This window comes from Saccharibacillus endophyticus (genome assembly GCF_013185185.1).
Taxonomy (GTDB): domain Bacteria; phylum Bacillota; class Bacilli; order Paenibacillales; family Paenibacillaceae; genus Saccharibacillus; species Saccharibacillus endophyticus.
The window spans coordinates 389630-411299 of the sequence record NZ_JAAZWE010000001.1; the positions used below are offsets into that span (position 1 = coordinate 389630).

The 21670-nt window shown below is 52.4% G+C and carries 20 protein-coding genes; 17 read left to right on the forward strand and 3 right to left on the reverse strand.

All coding sequences use genetic code 11. The features are described 5' to 3' along the window. Window positions 1–13 precede the first annotated feature (13 nt). Together HRQ63_RS01805 and HRQ63_RS01810 are read left to right on the forward strand one after the other, a co-directional pair. Window positions 14–622, forward strand: a complete 609-nt coding sequence (locus HRQ63_RS01805) for a DNA-3-methyladenine glycosylase I (protein ID WP_172238246.1) — start codon at window positions 14–16, stop codon at window positions 620–622. Window positions 623–715: 93 nt separating this feature from the next. Beyond that, window positions 716–871: a hypothetical protein gene (locus HRQ63_RS01810; RefSeq protein WP_169833783.1), complete on the forward strand. Its 156-nt coding sequence runs from the start codon at window positions 716–718 to the stop codon at window positions 869–871. A 96-nt stretch (window positions 872–967) separates the two neighbouring features. Here HRQ63_RS01810 and HRQ63_RS01815 read toward each other — a convergent pair whose 3' ends face one another. Next, complete coding sequence (locus HRQ63_RS01815) at window positions 968–2620, reverse strand: putative bifunctional diguanylate cyclase/phosphodiesterase (protein WP_172238249.1); 1653 nt, start codon at window positions 2618–2620, stop codon at window positions 968–970. A 207-nt stretch (window positions 2621–2827) separates the two neighbouring features. Between HRQ63_RS01815 and HRQ63_RS01820 the strand changes: the two genes are divergently transcribed. Continuing rightward, window positions 2828–3547, forward strand: a complete 720-nt coding sequence (locus tag HRQ63_RS01820) for a general stress protein (protein WP_172238252.1) — start codon at window positions 2828–2830, stop codon at window positions 3545–3547. Between the two features lie 125 nt (window positions 3548–3672). Here the strand turns inward: HRQ63_RS01820 and HRQ63_RS01825 are convergent, their stop codons facing one another. Next, window positions 3673–4881 (reverse strand): MFS transporter, encoded by a 1209-nt coding sequence (locus tag HRQ63_RS01825; RefSeq protein WP_172238255.1) that lies wholly within the window; start codon window positions 4879–4881, stop codon window positions 3673–3675. Between the two features lie 237 nt (window positions 4882–5118). Here HRQ63_RS01825 and HRQ63_RS01830 point away from each other — a divergent pair, with 237 nt between their 5' ends. The 9 genes from HRQ63_RS01830 to HRQ63_RS01870 all read left to right on the forward strand — a co-directional run bounded on the left by HRQ63_RS01830 (window position 5119) and on the right by HRQ63_RS01870 (window position 16833). Beyond that, window positions 5119–5541, forward strand: a complete 423-nt coding sequence (locus tag HRQ63_RS01830; protein WP_172238258.1) for a hypothetical protein — start codon at window positions 5119–5121, stop codon at window positions 5539–5541. A gap of 123 nt (window positions 5542–5664) precedes the next feature. Continuing rightward, complete coding sequence (locus HRQ63_RS01835) at window positions 5665–6387, forward strand: YebC/PmpR family DNA-binding transcriptional regulator (protein WP_172238260.1); 723 nt, start codon at window positions 5665–5667, stop codon at window positions 6385–6387. Between the two features lie 209 nt (window positions 6388–6596). Continuing rightward, window positions 6597–8075: a rhamnulokinase gene (rhaB, locus tag HRQ63_RS01840; protein ID WP_172238263.1), complete on the forward strand. Its 1479-nt coding sequence runs from the start codon at window positions 6597–6599 to the stop codon at window positions 8073–8075. Continuing rightward, on the forward strand, window positions 8072–9349 hold the full coding sequence (gene rhaA, locus HRQ63_RS01845; RefSeq protein ID WP_172238267.1) for an L-rhamnose isomerase: 1278 nt from the start codon (window positions 8072–8074) through the stop codon (window positions 9347–9349). The genes rhaB and rhaA overlap by 4 nt, the downstream gene beginning before the upstream one ends. Window positions 9350–9841: 492 nt before the next feature. Continuing rightward, window positions 9842–10681, forward strand: a complete 840-nt coding sequence (gene rhaD, locus HRQ63_RS01850) for a rhamnulose-1-phosphate aldolase (protein ID WP_172238269.1) — start codon at window positions 9842–9844, stop codon at window positions 10679–10681. Between the two features lie 102 nt (window positions 10682–10783). Further along, window positions 10784–11236: a chemotaxis protein CheW gene (locus HRQ63_RS01855; protein WP_172238272.1), complete on the forward strand. Its 453-nt coding sequence runs from the start codon at window positions 10784–10786 to the stop codon at window positions 11234–11236. Window positions 11237–12830: 1594 nt separating this feature from the next. Continuing rightward, window positions 12831–13400 (forward strand): GNAT family N-acetyltransferase, encoded by a 570-nt coding sequence (locus HRQ63_RS01860; protein WP_229714038.1) that lies wholly within the window; start codon window positions 12831–12833, stop codon window positions 13398–13400. Window positions 13401–13623: 223 nt separating this feature from the next. After that, a complete protein-coding gene (locus HRQ63_RS01865; protein ID WP_172238275.1) occupies window positions 13624–14223 on the forward strand; it encodes a biliverdin-producing heme oxygenase in 600 nt (199 codons plus the stop codon). Between the two features lie 48 nt (window positions 14224–14271). After that, window positions 14272–16833 (forward strand): sensor domain-containing diguanylate cyclase, encoded by a 2562-nt coding sequence (locus HRQ63_RS01870; protein ID WP_172238278.1) that lies wholly within the window; start codon window positions 14272–14274, stop codon window positions 16831–16833. 102 nt (window positions 16834–16935) lie between these two features. Here HRQ63_RS01870 and HRQ63_RS01875 read toward each other — a convergent pair whose 3' ends face one another. Further along, window positions 16936–18126 (reverse strand): cytochrome P450 family protein, encoded by a 1191-nt coding sequence (locus tag HRQ63_RS01875; RefSeq protein ID WP_172238281.1) that lies wholly within the window; start codon window positions 18124–18126, stop codon window positions 16936–16938. Between the two features lie 209 nt (window positions 18127–18335). On the opposite strand from HRQ63_RS01875, the gene HRQ63_RS01880 reads away from it, so the two are divergent. The 5 genes from HRQ63_RS01880 to HRQ63_RS01900 all read left to right on the forward strand — a co-directional run bounded on the left by HRQ63_RS01880 (window position 18336) and on the right by HRQ63_RS01900 (window position 21669). Continuing rightward, entirely contained in the window at window positions 18336–18800 is a 465-nt protein-coding gene (locus HRQ63_RS01880; protein ID WP_172238284.1) for a DinB family protein, read from the forward strand. Window positions 18801–18858: 58 nt separating this feature from the next. Then, complete coding sequence (locus tag HRQ63_RS01885; RefSeq protein ID WP_172238287.1) at window positions 18859–19827, forward strand: alpha/beta hydrolase; 969 nt, start codon at window positions 18859–18861, stop codon at window positions 19825–19827. Between the two features lie 170 nt (window positions 19828–19997). Beyond that, window positions 19998–20426: a DMT family transporter gene (locus HRQ63_RS01890; RefSeq protein WP_172238290.1), complete on the forward strand. Its 429-nt coding sequence runs from the start codon at window positions 19998–20000 to the stop codon at window positions 20424–20426. A 17-nt stretch (window positions 20427–20443) separates the two neighbouring features. Continuing rightward, complete coding sequence (locus HRQ63_RS01895) at window positions 20444–21145, forward strand: Crp/Fnr family transcriptional regulator (RefSeq protein ID WP_172238293.1); 702 nt, start codon at window positions 20444–20446, stop codon at window positions 21143–21145. A gap of 44 nt (window positions 21146–21189) precedes the next feature. Further along, entirely contained in the window at window positions 21190–21669 is a 480-nt protein-coding gene (locus tag HRQ63_RS01900) for a DMT family transporter (RefSeq protein ID WP_172238296.1), read from the forward strand. Window position 21670: the final 1 nt, after the last annotated feature.

Sequence of the window (21670 nt, forward strand, 5' to 3'; positions counted from 1 at the left end):
AGAAGGGACTTACATGACTCAACCGTCAACGCAGCCGATTCGCTGCCGCTGGGTCAATGAAGACCCCCTCTATATTCGTTATCATGACGAGGAGTGGGGCGTACCGGTTCACGACGACCGAAAGTGGTTCGAGCTGCTGACGCTTGAAGGCGCGCAGGCCGGGCTCAGTTGGTATACCGTACTGAAAAAAAGGGATCGGTACCGCGAAGTGATGGACGGCTTTGATCCTGCATGGGTTGCCGAATACGATGCCGGGAAAATCGAAACCCTGATGCAGGACGCCGGGATTATTCGGAATCGGATGAAACTGGAATCAACGGTCAAAAACGCGAAAGCTTTTCTGCGCGTGCAAAAGGAATTTGGCAGCTTCGACGCGTACATCTGGACGTTCGTGTCGGGAAAGCCCGTTATCGGGCATCGCGTCCGTCACGAAGACGTACCGGCCAAGACCGAAATTTCGGATCGCCTAAGCAAAGATTTGAAAAAGCGCGGCTTCGGCTTTGTCGGCAGCACGATCTGCTACGCCCTGATGCAAGCTTCCGGAATGGTCGACGACCATCTTACGGATTGCTTCCGCAGCGACTGCGAAGCTTCCGTGAATCCGTCGACTTCGGAAAATTGAGGCGGCAGGAAGACGAGTCGCCTTGCCCCCGAGCAGGGTAATCAAGAAAGAAGGCGGCAGGAGTCGCGTGATAGCGAAAGGGGCACAAGGTCAATGAAAATCATGATTACCCAACAAGAAGCGATGCAGCGGAAAATTTGGAGCAAGATTATCGATATGTTCGGCCTGGAGCCGGACAAGGAATACTGGGAGACCGAGCAATTTATTTTGACCGAAGAACAGGCGCGGGAAGTCGGGTTGATCCGTTAAGGCATGAAATCGAAAATAAGCGTGCAAAAAAAGCGGTCAGGATTCGCCGATGCGAACCTGACCGCTTTTTTTGCCTGAAAAATTTAACCCGCAAGCTCAGACGACATGATGCTGCATATCCGGGAACCATATGTTCGGAAGATCGTCGACGCTCATGGGACGACAGATTAAGTAGCCTTGAATGCCCGGGCAGCCCATATTCATCAGTTGAATCAATTGGTCTCCATCTTCTACGCCTTCGGCAACCACGTCGAGATCCATCGCGCGAGCCATCGCAAGCAGAGCAGAGATGACGGCGGGATTCATCTGGACGATGAACGAACGATCCAGCTTGAATTTATCGATCGGAATTTGTGCCAAAATGCCGAGCGACGAATATCCGGTTCCGAAATCGTCGAGCGAGATCGTATAGCCCTGCGCACGCAACTGATCCAAAATCGCGCAGATTTCTTCGAGATTGCGCATGACCAGCGATTCCGTGACTTCCAAATCGAAACGTTCGGGGGAGACGCCTTCTTCGGCCACAATGGCATTCAGACGCTCGACAAAATGTTCATCCTCAAACTGCACGCGCGAAATATTGACGGCGACGCGTACATCGGGACCGAACTTTTCGCTGATCTTGGGCAGGTCTTTGCAAGCCTGACGAATGACCCACTCGCCAATCGGCACGATCAAGCCTGTTTCTTCGGCTACCGGGATAAAGTCGGCCGGGGAAACAAGACGCTTATGTCCGAGATTCCAGCGCAGCAAAGCTTCGACTTCCACAACCTGATTGCGCGCGGCATCGAAGATCGGTTGATAATGCAGCAGCAACTCTTCGCGTTCGATACATTGGTTCAGCGCGATTTCATAGTCGAATTTGACAACCTGATCATAGCGCAGGGACTCATTGTATTCATGATAGCGATTCCGGCCTTTGCTTTTTGCGTAGTAGAGAGCGATATCCGCTTGACGCAGCAGCATGGACAGTTCGGCCCGCTCCGGCGATGTTGAAATCCCGACGCTTGCACTGACCCGAATCAGGCGATCGCCGAGCAGGAAAGGCTTATCGAGCACTTCCAGGATTCGTTTGGCCTGCTCTTCCGGTTTTGCAATCGGCGTCTCGCACACAATGATAAATTCATCGGCTCCCTGGCGCGCAATGACGTAAGGAGGTCCGAAAGATTGACGGAACCGCTGGGCCACCTCGATCAACAGCGTATCGCCCGTCTCGTGACCCAGCGCATCGTTGATGTTTTTGAAGTTATCAAGATCGATCAGGAACAAGCCGAATGATTTATGCAAAAATTCGTATAAAAAGCGTCGGTTGAACAACTGCGTCAATTCGTCGTGATAAGCATAATGGTGCAAATGCTGTCTGCGTTCCGAGCTTGTAATCATATCCCGCGTCACGCAGGCAACCGCAGTCACTTCACCCCGTTCGCCGAAGATCGGGGACAGGATGCTTTCTCCGCTCAATGCACCCGTTGGAAGTAAAGTCCCGTCGTCAAAACGAATGCTTACCCGCTCGTCGACGACTTTCATGTATTTATGATGAAGATACTTGCCCATTTCCGGCTCATGCGCGTACACTTCGGCAAAAGTCCGTCCCATATGTTCCGATCCGATCTGACTAAGCACGGCCGCTGCGCGGTTCACGTACCGATAGCGGAATTGCTCGCCGTCCCAGTCCATCACATAGATGCAGTCTTCGAGCGCATGAAGGAACTGGGCAAAGTCCGCATCTTGGTGTTTCAGTTCTGTCATTCCGTAAAAGCCCTCCTCATCCGCTTCTGTCCGAGATACCTAATTTGCATAGTCCTATCATACTATGGGCAAGCGGCTAAGCAAAGGGAAGAAAGGAGGATAGGGCTTTTAAATATGACATCGGGAGTTCCCATTTTTGAGGAAAGTTTGACGTTAATCGGGATCGGGTAAAAATGGGCATGCCGACAACATAGGGAGGAAACGAACATGATGAAGAAAATTTCGGCGACTTTCGCGCATGAAGAACAAGCCGTACAAGCGATTCATGACCTTCAAGAAGCCGGATATGATCGGGAAGATATCTCCGTCGTTGCCAAAGACGCGAAAGAATCGAAAGAAATTCGCAATGAAACGGGAACGAAAGCACCGGAAGGCATAGCCACGGGAGCTTTGACCGGCGGTGCATTGGGCGGAGCCGCCGGCGTTATCGCAAGTCTGGGAGCGCTCGCCATTCCGGGCATCGGACCGCTTCTTGCAGCCGGACCTATCGCGGCAGGCCTTGCCGGAGCAACGGTAGGCGCAGGGATCGGAGGCCTGACCGGAGGTTTTATCGGCCTGGGCATTCCGGAAAAGGAAGCTGAATACTATGATGAAAGAGTGCATGAAGGCGATGTGCTTGTCATGGTGGATGCGGACGAATCCATGCGCAGCCGGATTTACGAGATTTTCGGTCGTAACGGCGCCAATAACACTTCGTACTTCGATCCGGACGGAACTTCGAGAACGCCGGGGATGGCACCCGTGGACGAAAGGGTTGCTCCTGCCGGAGTGGACGATGCCCATTTGCGCGAAGAGCCCCATTCTGATCGAGCGGGCCGTTCCAGCCATGATCCGAAGGACGATGTAGACTTCCGGGACTCGACCGATCCCAACCGCGAAGCTTCGAACCTGATTATCGGTCAAAACGATCGCCCGTATAAACGCTGATGCTGCGAAGGCACGCAAGCCCAGATAGCAAGAGGCCCGCAGTATCGGAATAAGACAAGAGCGCCGGCATCGGGCCGGCGCTCTTTCTTTTGCGCGAATATGAATCGAATGACCCGAGTTCGGAATCAAATCGACGAATGTTGAGCCTTCCGCTGCGCGGAAAGAGAAATTCTCCGCCGTTCTCCCCGATGATACAGTCCGTAATAAGCGACAAGGGATAACAGCACCGTCAAGCCGCCTACCAGATACATGGTCGAATAGCCGGCCGAAGACGCAATCAAGCCCAGCAGATAAGAGCCTAAGCCATAACCCAGGTCGAAAAAGACAAAATACGTTCCGGTTGCCAGTCCGCTGCGGTGCGCAGGCGCCGATTGGATCGCCAGCGTCTGGAAGCTTGGAATGATCGCGCCGTAACCGAGTCCGATGATCGCCGCCGTGATCAGGAAAAAGAGTGCGGAATCCGCCCGGCTGAGTGCGATCATGCCGATCGCGAACAGCGCGATGCCCGGATACACCAGTACATGCGCGCCTCGGCGGTCGAACAAACGACCCGTGAACGGACGGGACAACAGAACCATGGCCGCAAACACGATGAAGAAATAACCGGCGACGCTTTTCAAACCGATCGAATCGGCATAGACCGAAATGAAGGTAGAAATCGCGCCGTATGCAAAAGCAATCAGAAATCCCGCGGCCGCTACCGGAACGGCTCGGAATTCGATGAACCGTTTAATATCCCAGGCACCGAGTTCGCTTGGTCTTCGTTCGTGCCGAGGAATCGGAGTCATGACGCCGAACAGACATGCCAGCGAAGCAAAGATCACCATCAATACGAACAACACGGTATAGCCTGCGCTTGCGGAGACCGATAGCCCGACAAAAGGACCAAATACCATCGCAAGGCTCATAAACAACGTGAAATAGCCGATGCCTTCTCCTTTTCGTTCACGCGGAATTACGTCAAGCACCACTGTGGACGTCGTAGTCGCCGCAATGCCGAAAGAAATCCCGTGCACGAACCGCAATACGAGCAGCAGCGAATAATTGGGTACCCATAGATAGAAGAAACTGCATGCGGCAAACATGGCGACGGAGAAAACCAACAGCTTTTTACGGTTGATCTCATCCAGCCATTTGCCTGTCAGCGGACGGAAGATGACGGCCGCGATAACGAATACGGTGGTCACGAGTCCGATCCCGTCCGCGCTTCCTCCGAGATGCGTCAACGCGTATTCCGGTAGGGTTACGGCTAAAATATAAAAATTGATAAAAATAAAAAAGCTGCTGAAGCTTATCGTCAAAAAATTACGGCTCCATAATCGTTCTTTTTCCAAAAAAATCGTCCTCCCGAATATCACCAAAGCAAAACGGATCAAATTTTTAACATTTAATTGTCTAAACAACTATATAAGAAAAAGAAACTTCTTGTCAATGCAAGAGAATGTGGATCTTAGCTTTTTCTGCATGAAAACAGTCTTAAGGAGACGGCTTTTTGCTCGTTTTTAGCTTTCTTTATGATATGCTGGAAGTATCCGGTTCGCGAGGGCCGATACGGAAGCGGAGGGGAAGCCATGTCGGAAGAAGTCAGTCGGGTGCACCGAATTCCATTCAGCCGGATTCGCGGCGTGCTGGGAATTCGGCAAAAGATCACCAATGTATATGCGGATCACGTGAATCAATGCGTCGTCGTGGAAACGGATAAGAACGTGCGTAATCCGAGTACCATCATCGAAGTGAAAAATACGTATCTCGACGTGCGTACGGTGAGCGCCGAAGAGTATAATCGTATGCCGTATACGCCCAACGTGACCGATAAACTGAAGGCGCTGCTGGATGAGGCGGAGCGCGAAGCGTTACGGGAGAGTTTGCACAGGGCGATCGGGGAGACGGAGCATATTTTGCGAACCGGGATTTCGGAAGAAGAGCGTCAGAGTCAGGCGAGTTTTTTGAAAAACGCGCGGCGTGCTTTCAACAAATTGAACGGCGACTTGTAACGCAAAACGTGCGACTTTACGGACAAACGGCATATAGACTTGTTCCAACCTTCGTTTCACGCTACAATAAATAAGCGTGAAATTCAGGACATAACCAATCAATGGAAAGCGAGCGGGATAGATATGGGTCGTAAATGGAATAATATCAAGGAAAAGAAAGCTTCCAAAGACGCCAACACCAGCCGGGTTTATGCTAAATTCGGCGTTGAAATTTATGTGGCAGCCAAGAAGGGCGAGCCGGACCCGGAATCGAACCGCGCCCTGAAGGTCGTGCTGGAACGAGCCAAGACGTATAACGTCCCGAAAGCGATCATCGACCGCGCGCTTGATAAAGCCAAAGGCAGCGGCGACGAGACGTATACGGAGCTTCGTTACGAAGGCTTCGGTCCGAACGGATCGATGGTGATCGTGGACGCGCTGACGAACAACGTAAACCGTACAGCTTCCGACGTTCGTTCCGCATTCAACAAAAACGGCGGTAACCTGGGCGTAAGCGGATCGGTAGCCTATATGTTCGACGAGACGGCCGTAATCGGCATCGAAGGCAAGAATGAAGAAGAAGTATTGGAGCTGCTGATGGAAGCGGACGTGGATGCGCGCGATATTCTGACTGAAGACGAATCGGTCATCATCTACGCGGCGCCGGATCAATTCCATGCCGTGCAAGAAGCGCTTCGCGCATCCGGAATCGAAGAGTTCACCGTAGCCGAAATTACGATGCTCCCGCAGACGTTCGTAGCGCTCGATGGCGATTCGGAGAAAGCTTTCGAAAAGATGATCGATGCGATCGAAGATCTCGAAGACGTGCAGCAGGTGTATCATAACGTCGATTCTGACGAAGAATAAGTCGACTCGATCTATATAAGAAGAAGCGGAAACCCGTCCGGGTCTCCGCTTTTTTTGTTTGATAGATCAAAAAAAATTTTAGTCATGTCCGAAAAAAAGATTAAACAAACATAAAACCACATAATTAAAGTCTGTATATGTTGACTCACCCACAAGAAACAGGTAGGATAAAAGCGTAAAGAAGATTGCCTTCAGCGGAGGAATGAACAATGACAATTGCAATCGCTGTTGATATCGGCGCTTCCAGCGGTCGTCTCGTAGCGGCTTCCTTCACCGGACAACAGCTTGAGATGAACGAGCTTCATCGTTTTGATAACGCTTTTATGGAGAAGGACGGTCACGATTACTGGGATATCGACGCATTGTTCCAGGAGATTCTGATCGGTTTGAAAAAGGCAAAAGCGGCAGGAATCCACACCTGTACATTAGGGATCGATACATGGGGCGTTGATTACGCTTTGTTGGACTCTTCCGGAGAGCGCTTGCACGATGTATACGCGTACCGCGATGATCGTACTCACGGAGCCGCCGACCGTTTGCATCGCAGTCTGGTCAGTCGCGATTTCGTTTATGCGAAGACCGGCATTCAGGAGTTGAGCTTCAACACGTTGTATCAATTGTATGTGCATGACCGACAGCAGTTGGATCAGGCGAATCGGATTCTGCTTGTGCCGGACTATCTGTATTATGGCTTGACCGGAAAAATGATTAACGAAGCCACCAATGCTTCAACGACGCAGCTTCTAAATTTGCAAACGCGCGAATTCGATTCGGATTTGCTTAACGCGCTCGGACTGAAGCGCGAGCAATTTGCCGAATTGACGCAGCCGGGCAGCCGCCTCGGAGGCTTGAAAGCTGAACTGGCGGCAACAGGCGATTACCCCGAGTGTTCGGTCGTGGTTGTTCCGACGCACGATACTGCATCCGCGGTTGTCGGCGTACCGGCTAAAGCTGACCGAAGCTGGGCTTATATCAGCAGCGGTACCTGGTCGCTGCTCGGAGCCGAGCTGAGCGAGCCGCTTAACGGAGAAGAAGCACGCAAAGCCAACTATACGAACGAGTGGGGAGCATATGGTACGTTCCGTTTTCTCAAAAATATTATGGGACTATGGATGATCCAGGAGGTTCGACGCGAAAACGGGGAGTCTCATACTTTTGCCGAGCTTGCCGAATGGGCCGAGCGCGAAGATGCTTTTCGAAGCCTGGTTCCGTGCAATGATGAACGCTTTTTGAATCCGCCGAGCATGACCGAGGAGATTATTGCGTTTTGCCGAGACAGCGGCCAACCCGTACCGGATACGCCGGGACGTCTGGCCAGGTGTATTTTTGATAGTTTGGCACTGACTTATTTGGATGCCATGCGTGAGCTGGAGCGATTGACGGGGCAAAAATACGAGGTGCTGCATATCGTCGGAGGGGGCTCCAATAACAGATTGTTGTCCCGATTGACGGCCGACCTGCTGGGCATCGAAGTATGGACAGGACCGTCCGAAGCCACTGCGATCGGCAATATAGCCGTTCAACTGATCGCGGATGGGTCGTTGAGGGATATCGCACAAGCAAGGCAAGTTATTGCAGACTCGTTCCCGCCGAATATTTGTCGTCCAAGCCCGGTAGCCGATCGTCATGATCTGGCGGAACGCTGGCAGCGGATCACCCAACTGACTTTGAAGGAGACTTTACAATGAGCGAAGCAACGGAAAAAGCTTATCTGGAAGCCAAAAAGTTATACGCAAAGCACGGGGTCGACGTAGATGCAGCACTCGCCAAGCTGGCGGATATCAAGATCTCGATTCATTGTTGGCAGGGAGACGACGTACAAGGATTTTTGTTCCGCGACAAGACGCTAAGCGGCGGCATTGCCGTAACCGGAAGTTATCCGGGCCGCGCCTCGACGCCGAACGAGCTTCGCACCGATCTGGATGCGGCTTTGGCGCTTATTCCGGGCAAGCATAAAGTCAATCTGCACGCGATCTATGCGGATACGGACGAGGAAGTGGACTTGGATGCGTTAGAGCCGCGTCACTTCAAGGGCTGGATCGATTGGGCGAAAGCAAATGGCCTGGGCCTGGACTTTAACCCGACGTTGTTCTCCCATCCCAAGGCTGAAGACGGCTTTACGCTGAGCCACACGGACCCGGAAATCCGCAAGTTCTGGATCGATCATTGCAAAGCTTCCCGCCGCATCGCCGAGACTTTCGGCCGCGAGCTGGGTCAGCCATGCGTCACGAACCACTGGATGCCGGACGGATTCAAAGATACGCCGGTCGACCGCTGGTCGCCGCGCGCGCGTCTGCGTGATTCCCTTGATGAGATTTTCGCCGAAAAAATCGACGAGCAATACAACATTGATGCGGTCGAAAGCAAATTGTTCGGCATCGGTTCGGAAAGCTACGTCGTCGGCTCGCACGAGTTCTACATGGGCTACGCGATGAGCCGCGGCAAGACCGTTTGCCTGGATGCCGGACATTTCCACCCGACCGAAGTCATTTCCAATAAACTGTCTTCCATCCTGATGTTCACCGACCAATTGCTGCTGCACGTCAGCCGCCCGGTTCGCTGGGACAGCGACCACGTCGTGACGATGGATGACGAACTGCTGGAAATCGCCCGCGAACTTGTTCGCGGCGATCTGCTGCCGCGCACCCATATCGGACTGGACTTCTTCGACGGCAGCATCAACCATATCGCTGCTTGGGTCATCGGTGTTCGCAACACCCAAAAAGCACTTCTGCGCGCCCTGCTTGAGCCGATCGAACAGCTCAAACAGATCGAAGTCGAAAAAGACTATACATCCCGTCTGGCTCTCGTCGAAGAATTCAAATCCTACCCGTTCGGCGCGATCTGGGACCACTTCTGCGATCAAGCCGGCGTTCCTGTTCGCGAAGACTGGCTGACCCAAGTCAAAACCTACGAAAAAGAAGTCCTCCGAAAACGCGGGCAACAAAGTGTAATGCAGTAGCTTCTAAGCAGCTATTCCCGCTGCTCTCGAAAGTTACGTTGGCGGGGGAGGCGAGAAGACTGCGAGAAAAATTCGTTCAAGCCGCTGTCTCACGCAGGAAGCTTCCAGCTTCCCGCGTTCAAAGGCGTCTTTCACTGAATTTTTCTCTCCGTCTTCTCGCTTCCAGCCACGTTGGACTTTCTCCAGACGTTGAATAGCTTCTAAGAAGCTTATATAGAGAGAAGGATAAAAAGGGATATGAGAAAATGAATACAAAGTTTCAGACAGGCGAAGGTTCCGACTTCGCCTGTTTTACCTAAACTACCATTTACGTGCGTGCCGAGCGGAGGGGGAGAAGGAGCCGAAGAAACGAAGTGGTCGCCTTTGAATTTTGATTTTCACCTTATAAAAGTCCAATCAAAAAATCAAAATTCAACACGCGATCGTAGACCCTTCTCCCACGCAGCGCCCCCAGCGCCGCTCCATCTCCACGCACCCAAAGGAGCCCAACTCATGAGCACAATCAACGCCGAACAAACAGCGAAAGCACTCGAAATCCCTTTTATTCGCGAAATGTCCGAAATTACTCAACATATGTGGCGTAACGGTTGGGACGAGCGCAACGGCGGCAATGTCAGCTATATCCTGGACGAAGCCGAAGTTGCCAAGTATCTGGACATCAACAACGTTATTCGCGTAATCGAACCCGCATTCCCCGTCAATGAACTTGCCGGAAAATATTTTATCGTCACCGGCTCCGGCAAGTATTTCAAAAACGTGCTGCAAGACCCGTCCGGCAATCTGGGCGTGCTGCGCGTAAGCAAAGACGGCACCAAGCTGGAACTGCTGTGGGGATTGGACAACGATGCCAAGCCGACGAGCGAGCTGCCTTCGCATTTCATGAGCCATATCGAACGCCTGAAAGCTGATCCGGATCATCGCGTCGTGATTCACAACCATGCGACGAACGTGCTGGCAATGACCTTTATTCACGATCTCGACGAAGCCAAGTTTACGAAAACGTTATGGGAAATGTGCACCGAATGCATTGTCGTCTTCCCGGACGGTATCGGTATTATTCCGTGGATGGTTCCGGGCTCAAGCGAGATCGGTCGCGCGACGGCAGACAAGATGAAGGAGTACCGTTCCGTCATTTGGCCGCAGCATGGTATTTTCGGAACGGGCACATCGATCGACGAAGCGTTCGGTTTGATCGAGACGATCGAGAAGGCGGCACAAATCTATATGCTGATCGCTCATCATGAGATCAAGCAGCGGATTACCGAGCAAGAGCTATCCGACCTTGCGGCAGCATTCGGCGTAACGCCTCGGCCGGGTATTTTAAGCGTTTGATACGATCGATAAGATTATGCGCCCGATTCCCGTATGCGGAATCGGGCGTTTCGTGTAAAATAAGAACAAACGTGTACGAGAAGGCGAAAGGGGCCAAAACGGATGTTCCAGGATCATGCGGAGCAGTATGTCGTGTTTAAGATCGAAGGGGAAGAGTACGGATTACCGATCGAGCATGTGCTGCAAATTCTGACTGTACCGGAGAACGTTCCGGTATCGGATTATTATTCGGCGACTCGCGGGATGATGAAGATTCGAGGCAAGATCATGCCGGTATTCGATGTCCGGTTTGCTTTCGGTTTCGAAGAAGCCTTTCCCGACCCCAAGCAAAGACTTTTGTTGATCGAACTTGGACGGCTTCATGTGGGATTGATCGTCGACGAAGTGACCGAAGTGCTGAAAGTCGGAGCGGAGGCGCCTCAGATCGGAGACGGAAAAAGCCGCGGGAAGCGAAAAGGATCGTTTTTCACGGGTATGTACAAAACATCTGATCGAATCGTGATGCTGTTCGACCTTCAGGAGATGCTGGAAGAGGAAGGACTATTCGCAGAATAACAAAAGAAACTTAAAAAGCACACAAATACCCCCGCATCCTTGAATCAACAAGACTGCGGGGGGCTATTCGTTTTGGTCATTATTCAATTTTATTCGTTCCTCCTGATAATCCAATCCACATGCTTGACATGGCGAACGTATTTCTTTGGTTTCCAGTCTTGCCGATTGGCGTATGCTTCACAGCTTTCGTCAACCGTTTAGCGGTTTGTTTCTTATTTTTAATGCGAATTCTTATTCTTGCCCGGGTCTTGCATCCGTACTCCGTTAAATTCGGAGCTTGTCGCATCTTCGCGACTGTTTCCATGTCGGTTTGCATATGGCAGGTGAGTTCCCGCATACAACGATTCCACGAAAAGTGTTTTCACGGACACCCTTCCTTTGTGTGAATCGAGCCGGTACATTAACCGTATAGCGCTTGAGAGACGGTTCGTCGAATTGTTATTTCGATTCGAACGTAAACTCGTATCGAGCGCGGTCAAAGTACGGGTATGCTTCGCTTTCGCTATTGCATCGGAATCCTGCTCCTTTCCACGCAAGGCTTAATCCTGCTCGAAACGGCCGTTTCCACTGAACAATAGTTTCTCTTTGGTTTGACATCCTTAATGCCCGCATTAAGCGTCTTCTGGACTTGCGGGTCCAGTATGCGTAAGCAAAGGACTGCCTGCCTAACCTATTGCATTGGAATCATGCTCCTTTTTTGCAAGGCTTCTTTCCCTGCTCGAAATCGCGATTTCCTTCTACAATGGTCTTTTTCAAAGCCTATTCACCTTTACCTTGTTCATTTTAGACTAAATCCGTCTTGCGACTCTGAGTTTCCCACATACCTGATTTTACAGAAAGGTGCTGTCACGTACGCCTTCTGAACGTAAAACCACTCAGTATGCTTCGCTTACGTGTTTCATCGGAATCTTCTCCTTTGGAGCGAAATGGGTCTTCGCTGCTTCGGCGTTTTTCCGGCGGTTGAAGATGCTTCTTTCATTTGTTGCGGGTGAGTTCCCACGTACCCTCGATCTCACGAAAAACGTTTTCACTGACGTTTTTCATGCGTGAAAATCGGTCATCGGCACGTTTCGCTAACCTGTGTCATCGGAATCCTGCTCCCTTCGAAATCCAAGATGGTAAGATCTCGTTATCGACCGGTCTTCAATCTTCCGTCCTCTGCAATGGTCTACGGTGAGTACTCTAAGTTTCCCGCATAGCCGTTCTCTCGAAAGACGTTTTCACGGGCGTCTTTCTTTCAACTTAAGAGTTCGGGATATGCTTCGCTTACCCTAGTCCATCGGACTTGTCCCTCCTTCGATGAATGATGGAAAAGTCTTTGAGTGGCACCCGCAATACTTGTGTTGCCGTTGCTTTAAAGTATTGTTGGTGTTGCACCTATATTACCCCCGATCAGCGAAAAGTAAAACGTCTGTAAAAACATCAAGATGTTTGTAAAAGCAGATCTCGTTCATCCAGCTCTTTCGCGCTTCTACACACGCAAGATAGCGCTTTATTTTACGATTTTTCTCGTTTTCGGCACTAAGCAAGCTCTAAATTCGTCTTGATTTTGGGTAATAGAAAAGAAGATAAGCAACATAAGGAGGCATAAAGGATGGCAATGTTAAAAACGATCAAGAAAAGCATGAACGAAATCAAACAAGCGCAGGACGGAATCAAAGCATCCATGGACGGCATCAAAACGGAAATGGATACGTTGAAGGGAAACATGGAACGCGTGCAGGAACAGGTAAAAGACAAACCGGCCAAATTCAAATCTTCCTTATCTTATTTGAAATTGGGAATCGGGGATTTGAAAGCGGAAGCGGCAAGCATCAAACAGGGCTTCGCGCAGGTTAAAGATGCCGGGAAAGATCGGGAGCCGGCAGCTTCTTTGATCGCAGGTGCGGAGTTCGTGCATGAAGCCTCCGGATTCAAATTGAAAAGAGCAGGTCGGATTATCGGAGAAATCACTTATGCCGAAGGACCGGAACCGAATACATGGATGGCGAATCACACCTATGTAGACCCTGACTACCGCGGCGGAAATGTAGCCAAGCAGTTATTGGATCGGCTTGTGGAAGAGGCGCGGATGCAAGAAAAAATGATTTTCCCGGTTTGTTCCTACGTTCGGGCTCAGTTCAAGCGCAATGACGAATACCGAGACGTATGGCATGAATATTGATCAATCTATAAAATAAATATATTTTAGGCCCATATGACATATTGTTGTATGGGCCTGCTCTTTTTTTTGTCCGGAAAATCGGTTATTCTTATAAAGGACAATCTATTGTAACAAATAAAATTTGCAGTAAATAAAATTTTATATAAGAAGAACTTCGTGCGGAAAGCGGTGGCTGAAAGGCCGCCGCTTCATTTTTCGGCGCGGCAGCAGAAGGAGACAATCAATGACCGCAAACATCTTGGAGCGCCTAAGAAACGAAAGTGCGCCTTACCATGATCGGGTGGAAGCCAACCCTTATGCTTCGGCAATCATGGCGGGGACGATCGAATTGAATGAATATAAGCATTATTTGGAGATGTTCTACGGCTTTATCGCTCCGTTAGAACAACGAGCGGCAGAATCGCCGGGCTTGTCCGCATCCGCTTACGATTTGGAGAGCCGCCGCAAAACCCCGATGCTCGAGAAAGATCTTGCCCAGTTGGGAACATCGGGGAATCAACTTCAACAGCTTCCGGTTTGCAAAGAACTGCCTGATTTATCGACGCCGGAAAAGATCCTCGGTTGTTTCTACGTGATCGAAGGTTCGACGATGGGCGGGCAGATGATCACGAAGAAACTTTCGCGCCTGCTGCCGATTTCGACGGATGCGGGTTTGGCTTACTTCAATGCTTACGGCGAAGAAAGTCGAACTCGTTGGGGAGATTATCGGGAGCTGTTGACCCATGCCGGACAGAACGAAGAAAGTCGCGATGAGGTCGTTCGCTCCGCGCTTGAGACTTTCGGTCTGTTGGAGCGTTGGTTCGATGAACGCACGCAATCTTAATACTGGACTTATACCCGCAACCAGAGCACAGGAGGTACTTACACCATTATGTCCAATGCCAACTTGAATTCCGAAAACGAACCTCTCAACCGCTCCTTGATTACGGGCGACGGCTTTGTCACCGATGAGCCGATCGACCTAACCAACTGCGACAAAGAACCGATTCATATTCCCGGAATGATTCAGCCTAACGGCGTTCTGCTGGCTGCAAGGCGCACGCCGACGGGGAAGATCGTTCAATGCAGCCAGAACTCGAACGATTTGCTCGGACGAACGCCGGACGAGCTGCTGGGCGTTCCGTTGGCCGATTTGATCGGAACCGACGTGATGACGGATCTCGTCAAGCGTGACCTGAACACCGTCGCTTCTTCCGATCTGCAGTACTTGAATCTGCAAATCGACGTTCAGGGACTGCCCGTAAGATTTACGGCAGTGGCTCACGAGAGCGAAGGTTTACTGATTCTCGAGCTTGAATTGGAAAGCGACGAGGATGACGAAGCCGACAACGACTTTCGCTGGATTCGCACCTTTTTCGTTAAACTCAAGCAGAGCGCCAACCGATATACGGCCAGTCAGGCGGCGGCGGAACAGGTCAAGGAGATTCTCGGTTACGATCGGGTCATGATCTACGAATTCGACAAAGAATGGAACGGAAAAGTGATTGCGGAAGCGAAAGAGCCGCAATTGGAACCTTTCCTCGGCCATCATTATCCCGCATCCGATATTCCGAAGCAGGCGCGAGAACTATATTTGCGCAACTGGCTGCGCACGATCGTCAATGTGGATTATACGCCGGTACAAATCACGCCGATCGTGCAGCCGCTGACCGGAAAACCGCTGAACCTGAGCTTATCCGTGTTGCGAAGCGTTTCGCCGATGCATATCGAATACCTGAAAAACATGGGCGTGTGCGCGACGGTGACCATTTCCCTGATTCATGACGGACAGCTATGGGGCATGATTACCTGCCATCATTACTCGCCCAAATACGTTACGCATCGCATCCGCAACCTTTGCAACTTCCTTGGGGCTTTTTTCTCGAACGAGTTGTATCAACGCCAGCAGCTTGACGAATATCAAGCCGAGCTGCGATTGCGTACGGAGGCCTCGCGAATCGCGAAGATTTTCTTGGGCAATTCCAGTCCGTTTCATGTCGTCGAGGAGTTGTATGCTTCGGAAAGCCGATTGTTGAAAATGATGGATGCTTCCGGAGTGGCGATCAGCTTCAACGACAAACTGCTGTTATTCGGCGATACGCCTGCGCCGGCGCAGGTGAGGGAACTTTCCGGCTGGATGGCGGGCAAAGCCAAAAATTATATGCACCAAACTTCGCGGCTGAGTCTGGAATTCTCTCCGGCCGAAGCCTACAAAGAAAAAGCGTCGGGGGCTCTCTACGTCGCCCTGTCTCCGGGCCAACAAAACTATATCATCTGGTTCCGACCCGAAGTGCTTCAGATCGTGGACTGGGCGGGCGATCCGGCCAAAGCCGTTGTCCGGGACGATGACGGCATGCGTCTTTCGCCGCGCAAATCGTTCGAAAAATGGCGTCAGGTGGTTCAAGCTACCGCCTTTGATTGGAGGACGGAACAGCTGAACGCGCTGTTCGAACTGCGGGCCGTCGTCGATAATCAGACGAAAAGCGACTTGCAGCGTGCCGAGGAGCAAGCTTTGCAAAACTCGCGGATGCTTCGCCAGAACGAACAAAGGTATTTGCAGCTGATGGAATTTTCTCCGGTCGCTTTCTTCACCATTACGGAGCGGCACATCGTCTATTGCAATGAACAAGCGGCGAAGCTGCTTGGCGAATCGGATAAAGAGGATTTGATCGGCCGGGATTTCCTTCCTTTTGTGCTTGCCGAGTCGCGCGAGCCGATGCGCCTCTTGTTGGAACAGCTCGAACGGGACGCTTCCGCGCTCGTTTCGGGAAGCCAAGCTTTCGTCAACGTGAAATGCGAGCCGCTTCAGCTCGATATCACGTTGGCGGCCGTTTCGCACAGCGGCAAACCTTCGATCATGCTGATCGCGCGCAAAATAGCCGAAACGATCGAGCAGCAGAGCGAATATACAAGCATTACCGATCAATTGAGCAGTTACATGGCAACCGATCCCTTGACCGACCTTCCTAACCGCCGAGCGTTCGAAGAACGGCTGGAAGAGGACTGGAACGCGGCAGCATTCCTCAACAATAAGCCGCCGATCGCGCTGCTGGAAATTGATATCGACGATTTCCGCGCGTATAACGCGGTGCATGGACTGCAAGGCGGGGATCTGTGCATTCAGAGCGTTGCCCAGGTGCTTGACTTGTTCGGGCGCCAGTACAAGGCGAGAGTTTCGCGCATGGGCGGAGGTACCTTCATGCTGCGTCTGGACGGCGAGCATGCAGACCGGGCGCAAGAGCTGGCCGAACAGCTGCGCCAAGCCGTCGTAGGTCTGCAAATGAACCGGGACGAAGGACGGGGAGCGGAAGATTATGTAACAATCAGCATCGGCGGTATCGTTACGCGTCCGAATCGTGATTACCGGTTCACGCACTTTATGGCTCAGGCTGATCGCGCGCTCATGAAGGCGAAGCAGCAAGGAAAAAATCGCGTCGTGTTTTTGGAAGGATGATTCCGATCTCGATGCGCGGCAAGCTATAACTTTTCGACGCGAAGAAGCCGTCTCTCAGATGCTGAGCAGGCGGCTTCTTTTGTGTCTTTTTGCGAAAAAAACCTAAAGCGACAACGGGATCTCTTTGACGCCGCGCACGATCATGCCCGGACGCCATTCCAGCGCATCGGCACCTTCGCGCATTCGGATGTTCGGAAAGCGGCGAAGCAGGGTATTGATCGCGATCTCACCTTCGAGCCTCGCCAGAGGAGCCCCCAGACACATATGGATGCCGTGTCCGAACGCCAAGTGCCGGCTGCGTTCGCGTGTGATATCGAACAGGTCCGGATCGGAAAAGTGATCGCCGTCCCGGTTCGCGGAATCGAGCGCCACGACGACCAGGTCTCCGCGCTTCATGCGATGTCCGCGGAATTCCAAGTCTTCCCCGGCCCACCGGGACGTACTGAATTCCACCGGACCGTTATAACGCAGCATTTCTTCGATCGCGCTTTTGATCAGATCGGGGTTTTCGCGTAGCCTCTCCAATTGGTCGGGATGCTGAAGCAGCGAGATCATGCCGTTGCCGATCAGATTGACCGTCGTTTCGTGTCCCGCGATGATAAGCAGCGCCACGACGCCGTAAATCTCCTGTTCGGACAGCTTTTCGCCGGCATCTTCCGCGCTGATCAACTGGCTGATCAGGTCGTCGCCGGGATTTTCCCGAACCTTCGCGAACCAATGTCCGAGATATTCCGTGAATTCCTGCATATGCCGGTAGACGTCGGGGCCTTCCTCGGCGTTGGAGGCTCCGATGATCGAGTTGGACCAGACGCGGAATTTGTCCTGATCTTCGATCGGCACGCCGAGAATTTCGCTGATCACGATGATCGGCAGCGGGAACGCGTAATCGTCGATCAGGGACATGCGGTCTTTGCCTTCGACGGCGTCGAGCAAACCGTCCGCGATCTGCTGAATATGTTCGCGCATGCTTTCCACCAGCTTCGGCGTAAAGCCCTGCTGCACGAGTCCGCGCAGCCGGCGATGGTCGGGCGGATCGGAAAACAGCATATTGCTGGTAAAAATGCTTTGGGAACCGCTGCCGAATACTTTGGTCATGTCCTTGATGAAACGGTTGTCTTTGAGCACTTCGGCGGCGTCTTCGTAACGGGTGATCATCCAACCGAACTGCCCGTCGGGGAACATGAGCTGCGCGATCGGTTCTTCTTCTCTTAAACGTGCGTAAACGGGATACGGATTCTGCGTAAAGTCGGGCGTGAATAACGCGTTTTTCGGCGATTCTTCGGAAAATTTCAAACGGATGGCTCCTTTCGGATTTCGACTCCGGTTCTAACCTTCATATAGGCAAAGCAGGGGCCGGTGAATCAGCGATTTTACAATCGGCGCGTTGCGGAGGCAAAAAAAGGCGTTGTATACTGTTCTTATGTCGAAAACGAAATAAGCATTCAAAAAAACGGCCGCCGACGGTCTCGAGTACGTACGGCAAGCCGGACGGAGGAAAAAAGATGACAGACGCTTTCGTATTCAAAATGACGGATCGGGCTCAAGCGCAAATTTTAAAATACTTGGAAGGTGTCCCGCAAGACGCTCGGACCTTGGTGCCGGAAGGCTTCGCGAACCATCTGCACTGGCAGTTGGGGCATATTGTCGCGGTGGCCGACCGGGTGGTGAACGGCTTATCCGGTCGCCAACCCGTGCTTCCGGCGGCCTATGCCGCTTATTTCGCGCCGGGTACCAAGCCCGCCGAATGGGAAGGAGAGCCGCCGGCCTGGGACGAATTGATCGTGCGTTTGCAGGAGCTGCCTCAGCAATTCCGCGAAGCTTATGCCGGCAAGCTGGACGAAAAGCTGGCCAACCCGGATAACTTCGCCAAAGCCGAGACGCTCGGCGATCTGCTGGCGCTGAACGCCGGACATATGCAGCATCATTCGGGATTTATCAATGCCTTGGCACGCATCGTTCGCGCTTAAGCGATCTGCCCGAAAATCTGTATTGCCATAAACATACGAACAGAAGGAGAGATTTCGCTTGAAAAAATCGAAAGCGTTATGGACGGCCTTCGGCGTTGCTGCCGTTCCGGCGGCGGCCGTGGTCGCAGGAAGCTTTTACTTTTACCGGTTGGCTGTCGCGCGCGCTCCGAAAAAGTTCCTCGACGGCGATCCCGGCCTTCAGCCGAATCCCGACGTGCAGACCGAAACGACGTCCAGCCGCGATTGGTGGAACGGTCAATCTTTTGAACATCGGCAGCTGTTGTCCGGCGACGGACTGAAACTGCATGCCTATTACCTGCCGGCAAAAAAAGCCACGGCGCGCACGGCCATTTTGGCGCACGGCTATTCCGGCGACGCTTCGATCATGAGCGGCGTGGCCAAGTTTTATCACGAAGACCTGGATATGAACATTCTCGTTCCCGATGCCCGGGGACACGGACGCAGCGAAGGCGCGTATATCGGTTACGGTTGGCATGAGCGGGTCGATTATCTGGGCTGGATCCGTCAGATGATCGCGCAGGACGGACCGCAGGCCCAGATCGTGCTGCACGGCATTTCGATGGGCGGCGCCACGGTGATGATGACGAGCGGCGAAGATCTGCCTCCGCATGTCAAAGCGATCGTGGAAGACTGCGGCTATACGTCGGTTCGGGCGGAGCTTGAGCATCAGATGAAGCGGATGTACAAGCTGCCCGCGTTCCCGATGCTTCCGGCGACGGAAGCTTTGACGAAGATTCGTGCCGGATACTCGTTCACCGAAGCGTCCGCGCTCAATCAGGTACGCCGCTGCCGCACGCCGATGTTGTTCATCCACGGATCGAACGACGTATTCGTGCCGACCTCCATGGTGCATGAATTGTACGAAGCCTGCCCGGCGGAAAAAGATCTGCTGATCGTGGACGGTGCCGGACACGGCGATTCCTTCCTGATCGACAAAGCCGCTTATACTTCCAAAGTCAAAGAGTTTCTCTGCACTCGGCTGACCGAGCCTGCCGCGGCCGACTGATCGATAACAGAAAGATAGACGCTTGAAGGTTTAAAGCTTTTTTCCGTGCAAAGAGCGGGAAAAAGCTTTTTTTATGCGAATTTCGAAATTTGGGACATATGTCCTTCCCTGATCGCATCGTTTTGTCCGTATAATGGGTAAGGCATTCTAAGGAAACGGGGGCATACCGAGTGTTTAGAGGAATAGTGTTCGCATTTTTGGGCGGCGCCTGCATTACGCTGCAGGGCGTGGCCAATTCCCGGATCAGTCACGATATCGGGACCTGGCAGGCGGCGACGGTAACGCAGCTGACGGGATTCATTATGGCATTGGTCATTTATTTGTTCGTGCGCGACGGCGATCTCGGCGGTTTCCGCAAAGTCAAACCGCTGTATCTGGCAGGCGGCGCTTTCGGTTCGGTCATCATTTTCAGCGAAGTGACGGCCATTCAGACGATCGGCGTCACGTTTACCATCTCCGCGTTGTTGATCGCTCAGCTGCTCGTGACTTTTTTGATCGATCGGTTCGGTTGGTTCGGCACGGCGAAAAGCAAGATGGGCGCGCCGCAGTTTATCGGCCTGGCGATGATGATCGGCGGCGTGCTGATCATGAAGCTGTAGGCGAAGGAGCCTTTACCATGAGAGAAATCAGAGATTCAAACCTGCTCGAACATTACCTGATCCAGCATGATTTGAAGGAAGTATTCCATGAGCCGCTGCGTCCCCTGTTGAGCCTGTACGGTTTCGAACCGGGCGAGGCATTATGCAGCCAAGGGGCGAAAGCGGATATGCTGTACGTGCTGGTCAAAGGGAAAATCAAGATCTACACCACGTCGCCGGAAGGGCGGACGCTGGTCATCTCGTTCAAAAACCCGCCGGAAGTGGTGGGAGACATCGAATACATTCGCGATTTGAACATTATCAATACGGTCGAAGCGGTGTCGCCCGTTACCGTGATCGGCATCAACGGCAAAATGCTGAAGCGCTACGGGGACGACCATGCGCCGCTGCTGCGTTTTATGCTGGATATCATCACGAAAAAATTCTACGTCAAATCGGATTTTCTCAGCTTCAATCTCATGTATCCGGTGGAAGTGCGGCTCGCGAGCTATTTGCTGTCCGTCTGCTACGACGAAAGCGATGCGGGCTTTGAAGGCCGTCTGGCCACTTCCGAGCTGACCGATACGGCGAACCTGATCGGAACCAGCTATCGGCATCTGAACCGGGTCATCCGCAAGCTGTCCGAAGAAGGACTGGTGGAGCGAAGCGGCGGATATTTGCACGTGCGCGACCGGGTGCTGCTGGAGCAGCTGGCGGGACGGAATTTGTACGAACATTAAGACTTTTTGAGCGATAACGAATCGGATCGAAGGAGGAAATCAAAATGCTGATCGGATTGCTGCTTGCGGCATTCGCGGGGATGATGGTCGCGCTGCAAACGATTTTTAACAACAGGACGGACGTGCATATGGGTTCTTGGGCGACGACGACTTGGGTGCTGTTCATGGGCTTCGTCGCGTCGCTGGCATGCAGCCTGATTTTCGAAGGGAGCCGCACGTTCAATTTGCAAAACATGCAGCCGTGGTATTGGTTCAGCGGCTTGATCGGCGTCGGCGTCGTGATCTGCCTGGTGCTCGGCATCAAGATTCTGGGTCCGACGTTCTCGGTCTCGGTCACGCTGACGGCCCAGCTCGGCTTCGCGCTGCTGTTCGATTCGCTCGGTTGGCTGGGGCTGGAGAAGGTGGCTTTCGACTGGAAACAGCTGGCGGGAGTCATCGTGATCGTCGCCGGAATCTTCGTATTCAAATTCGGCGGAAAAAAGAAATCGGCGGAATCGGTACAGTCTGCTTCGACGGCAGGCTAAA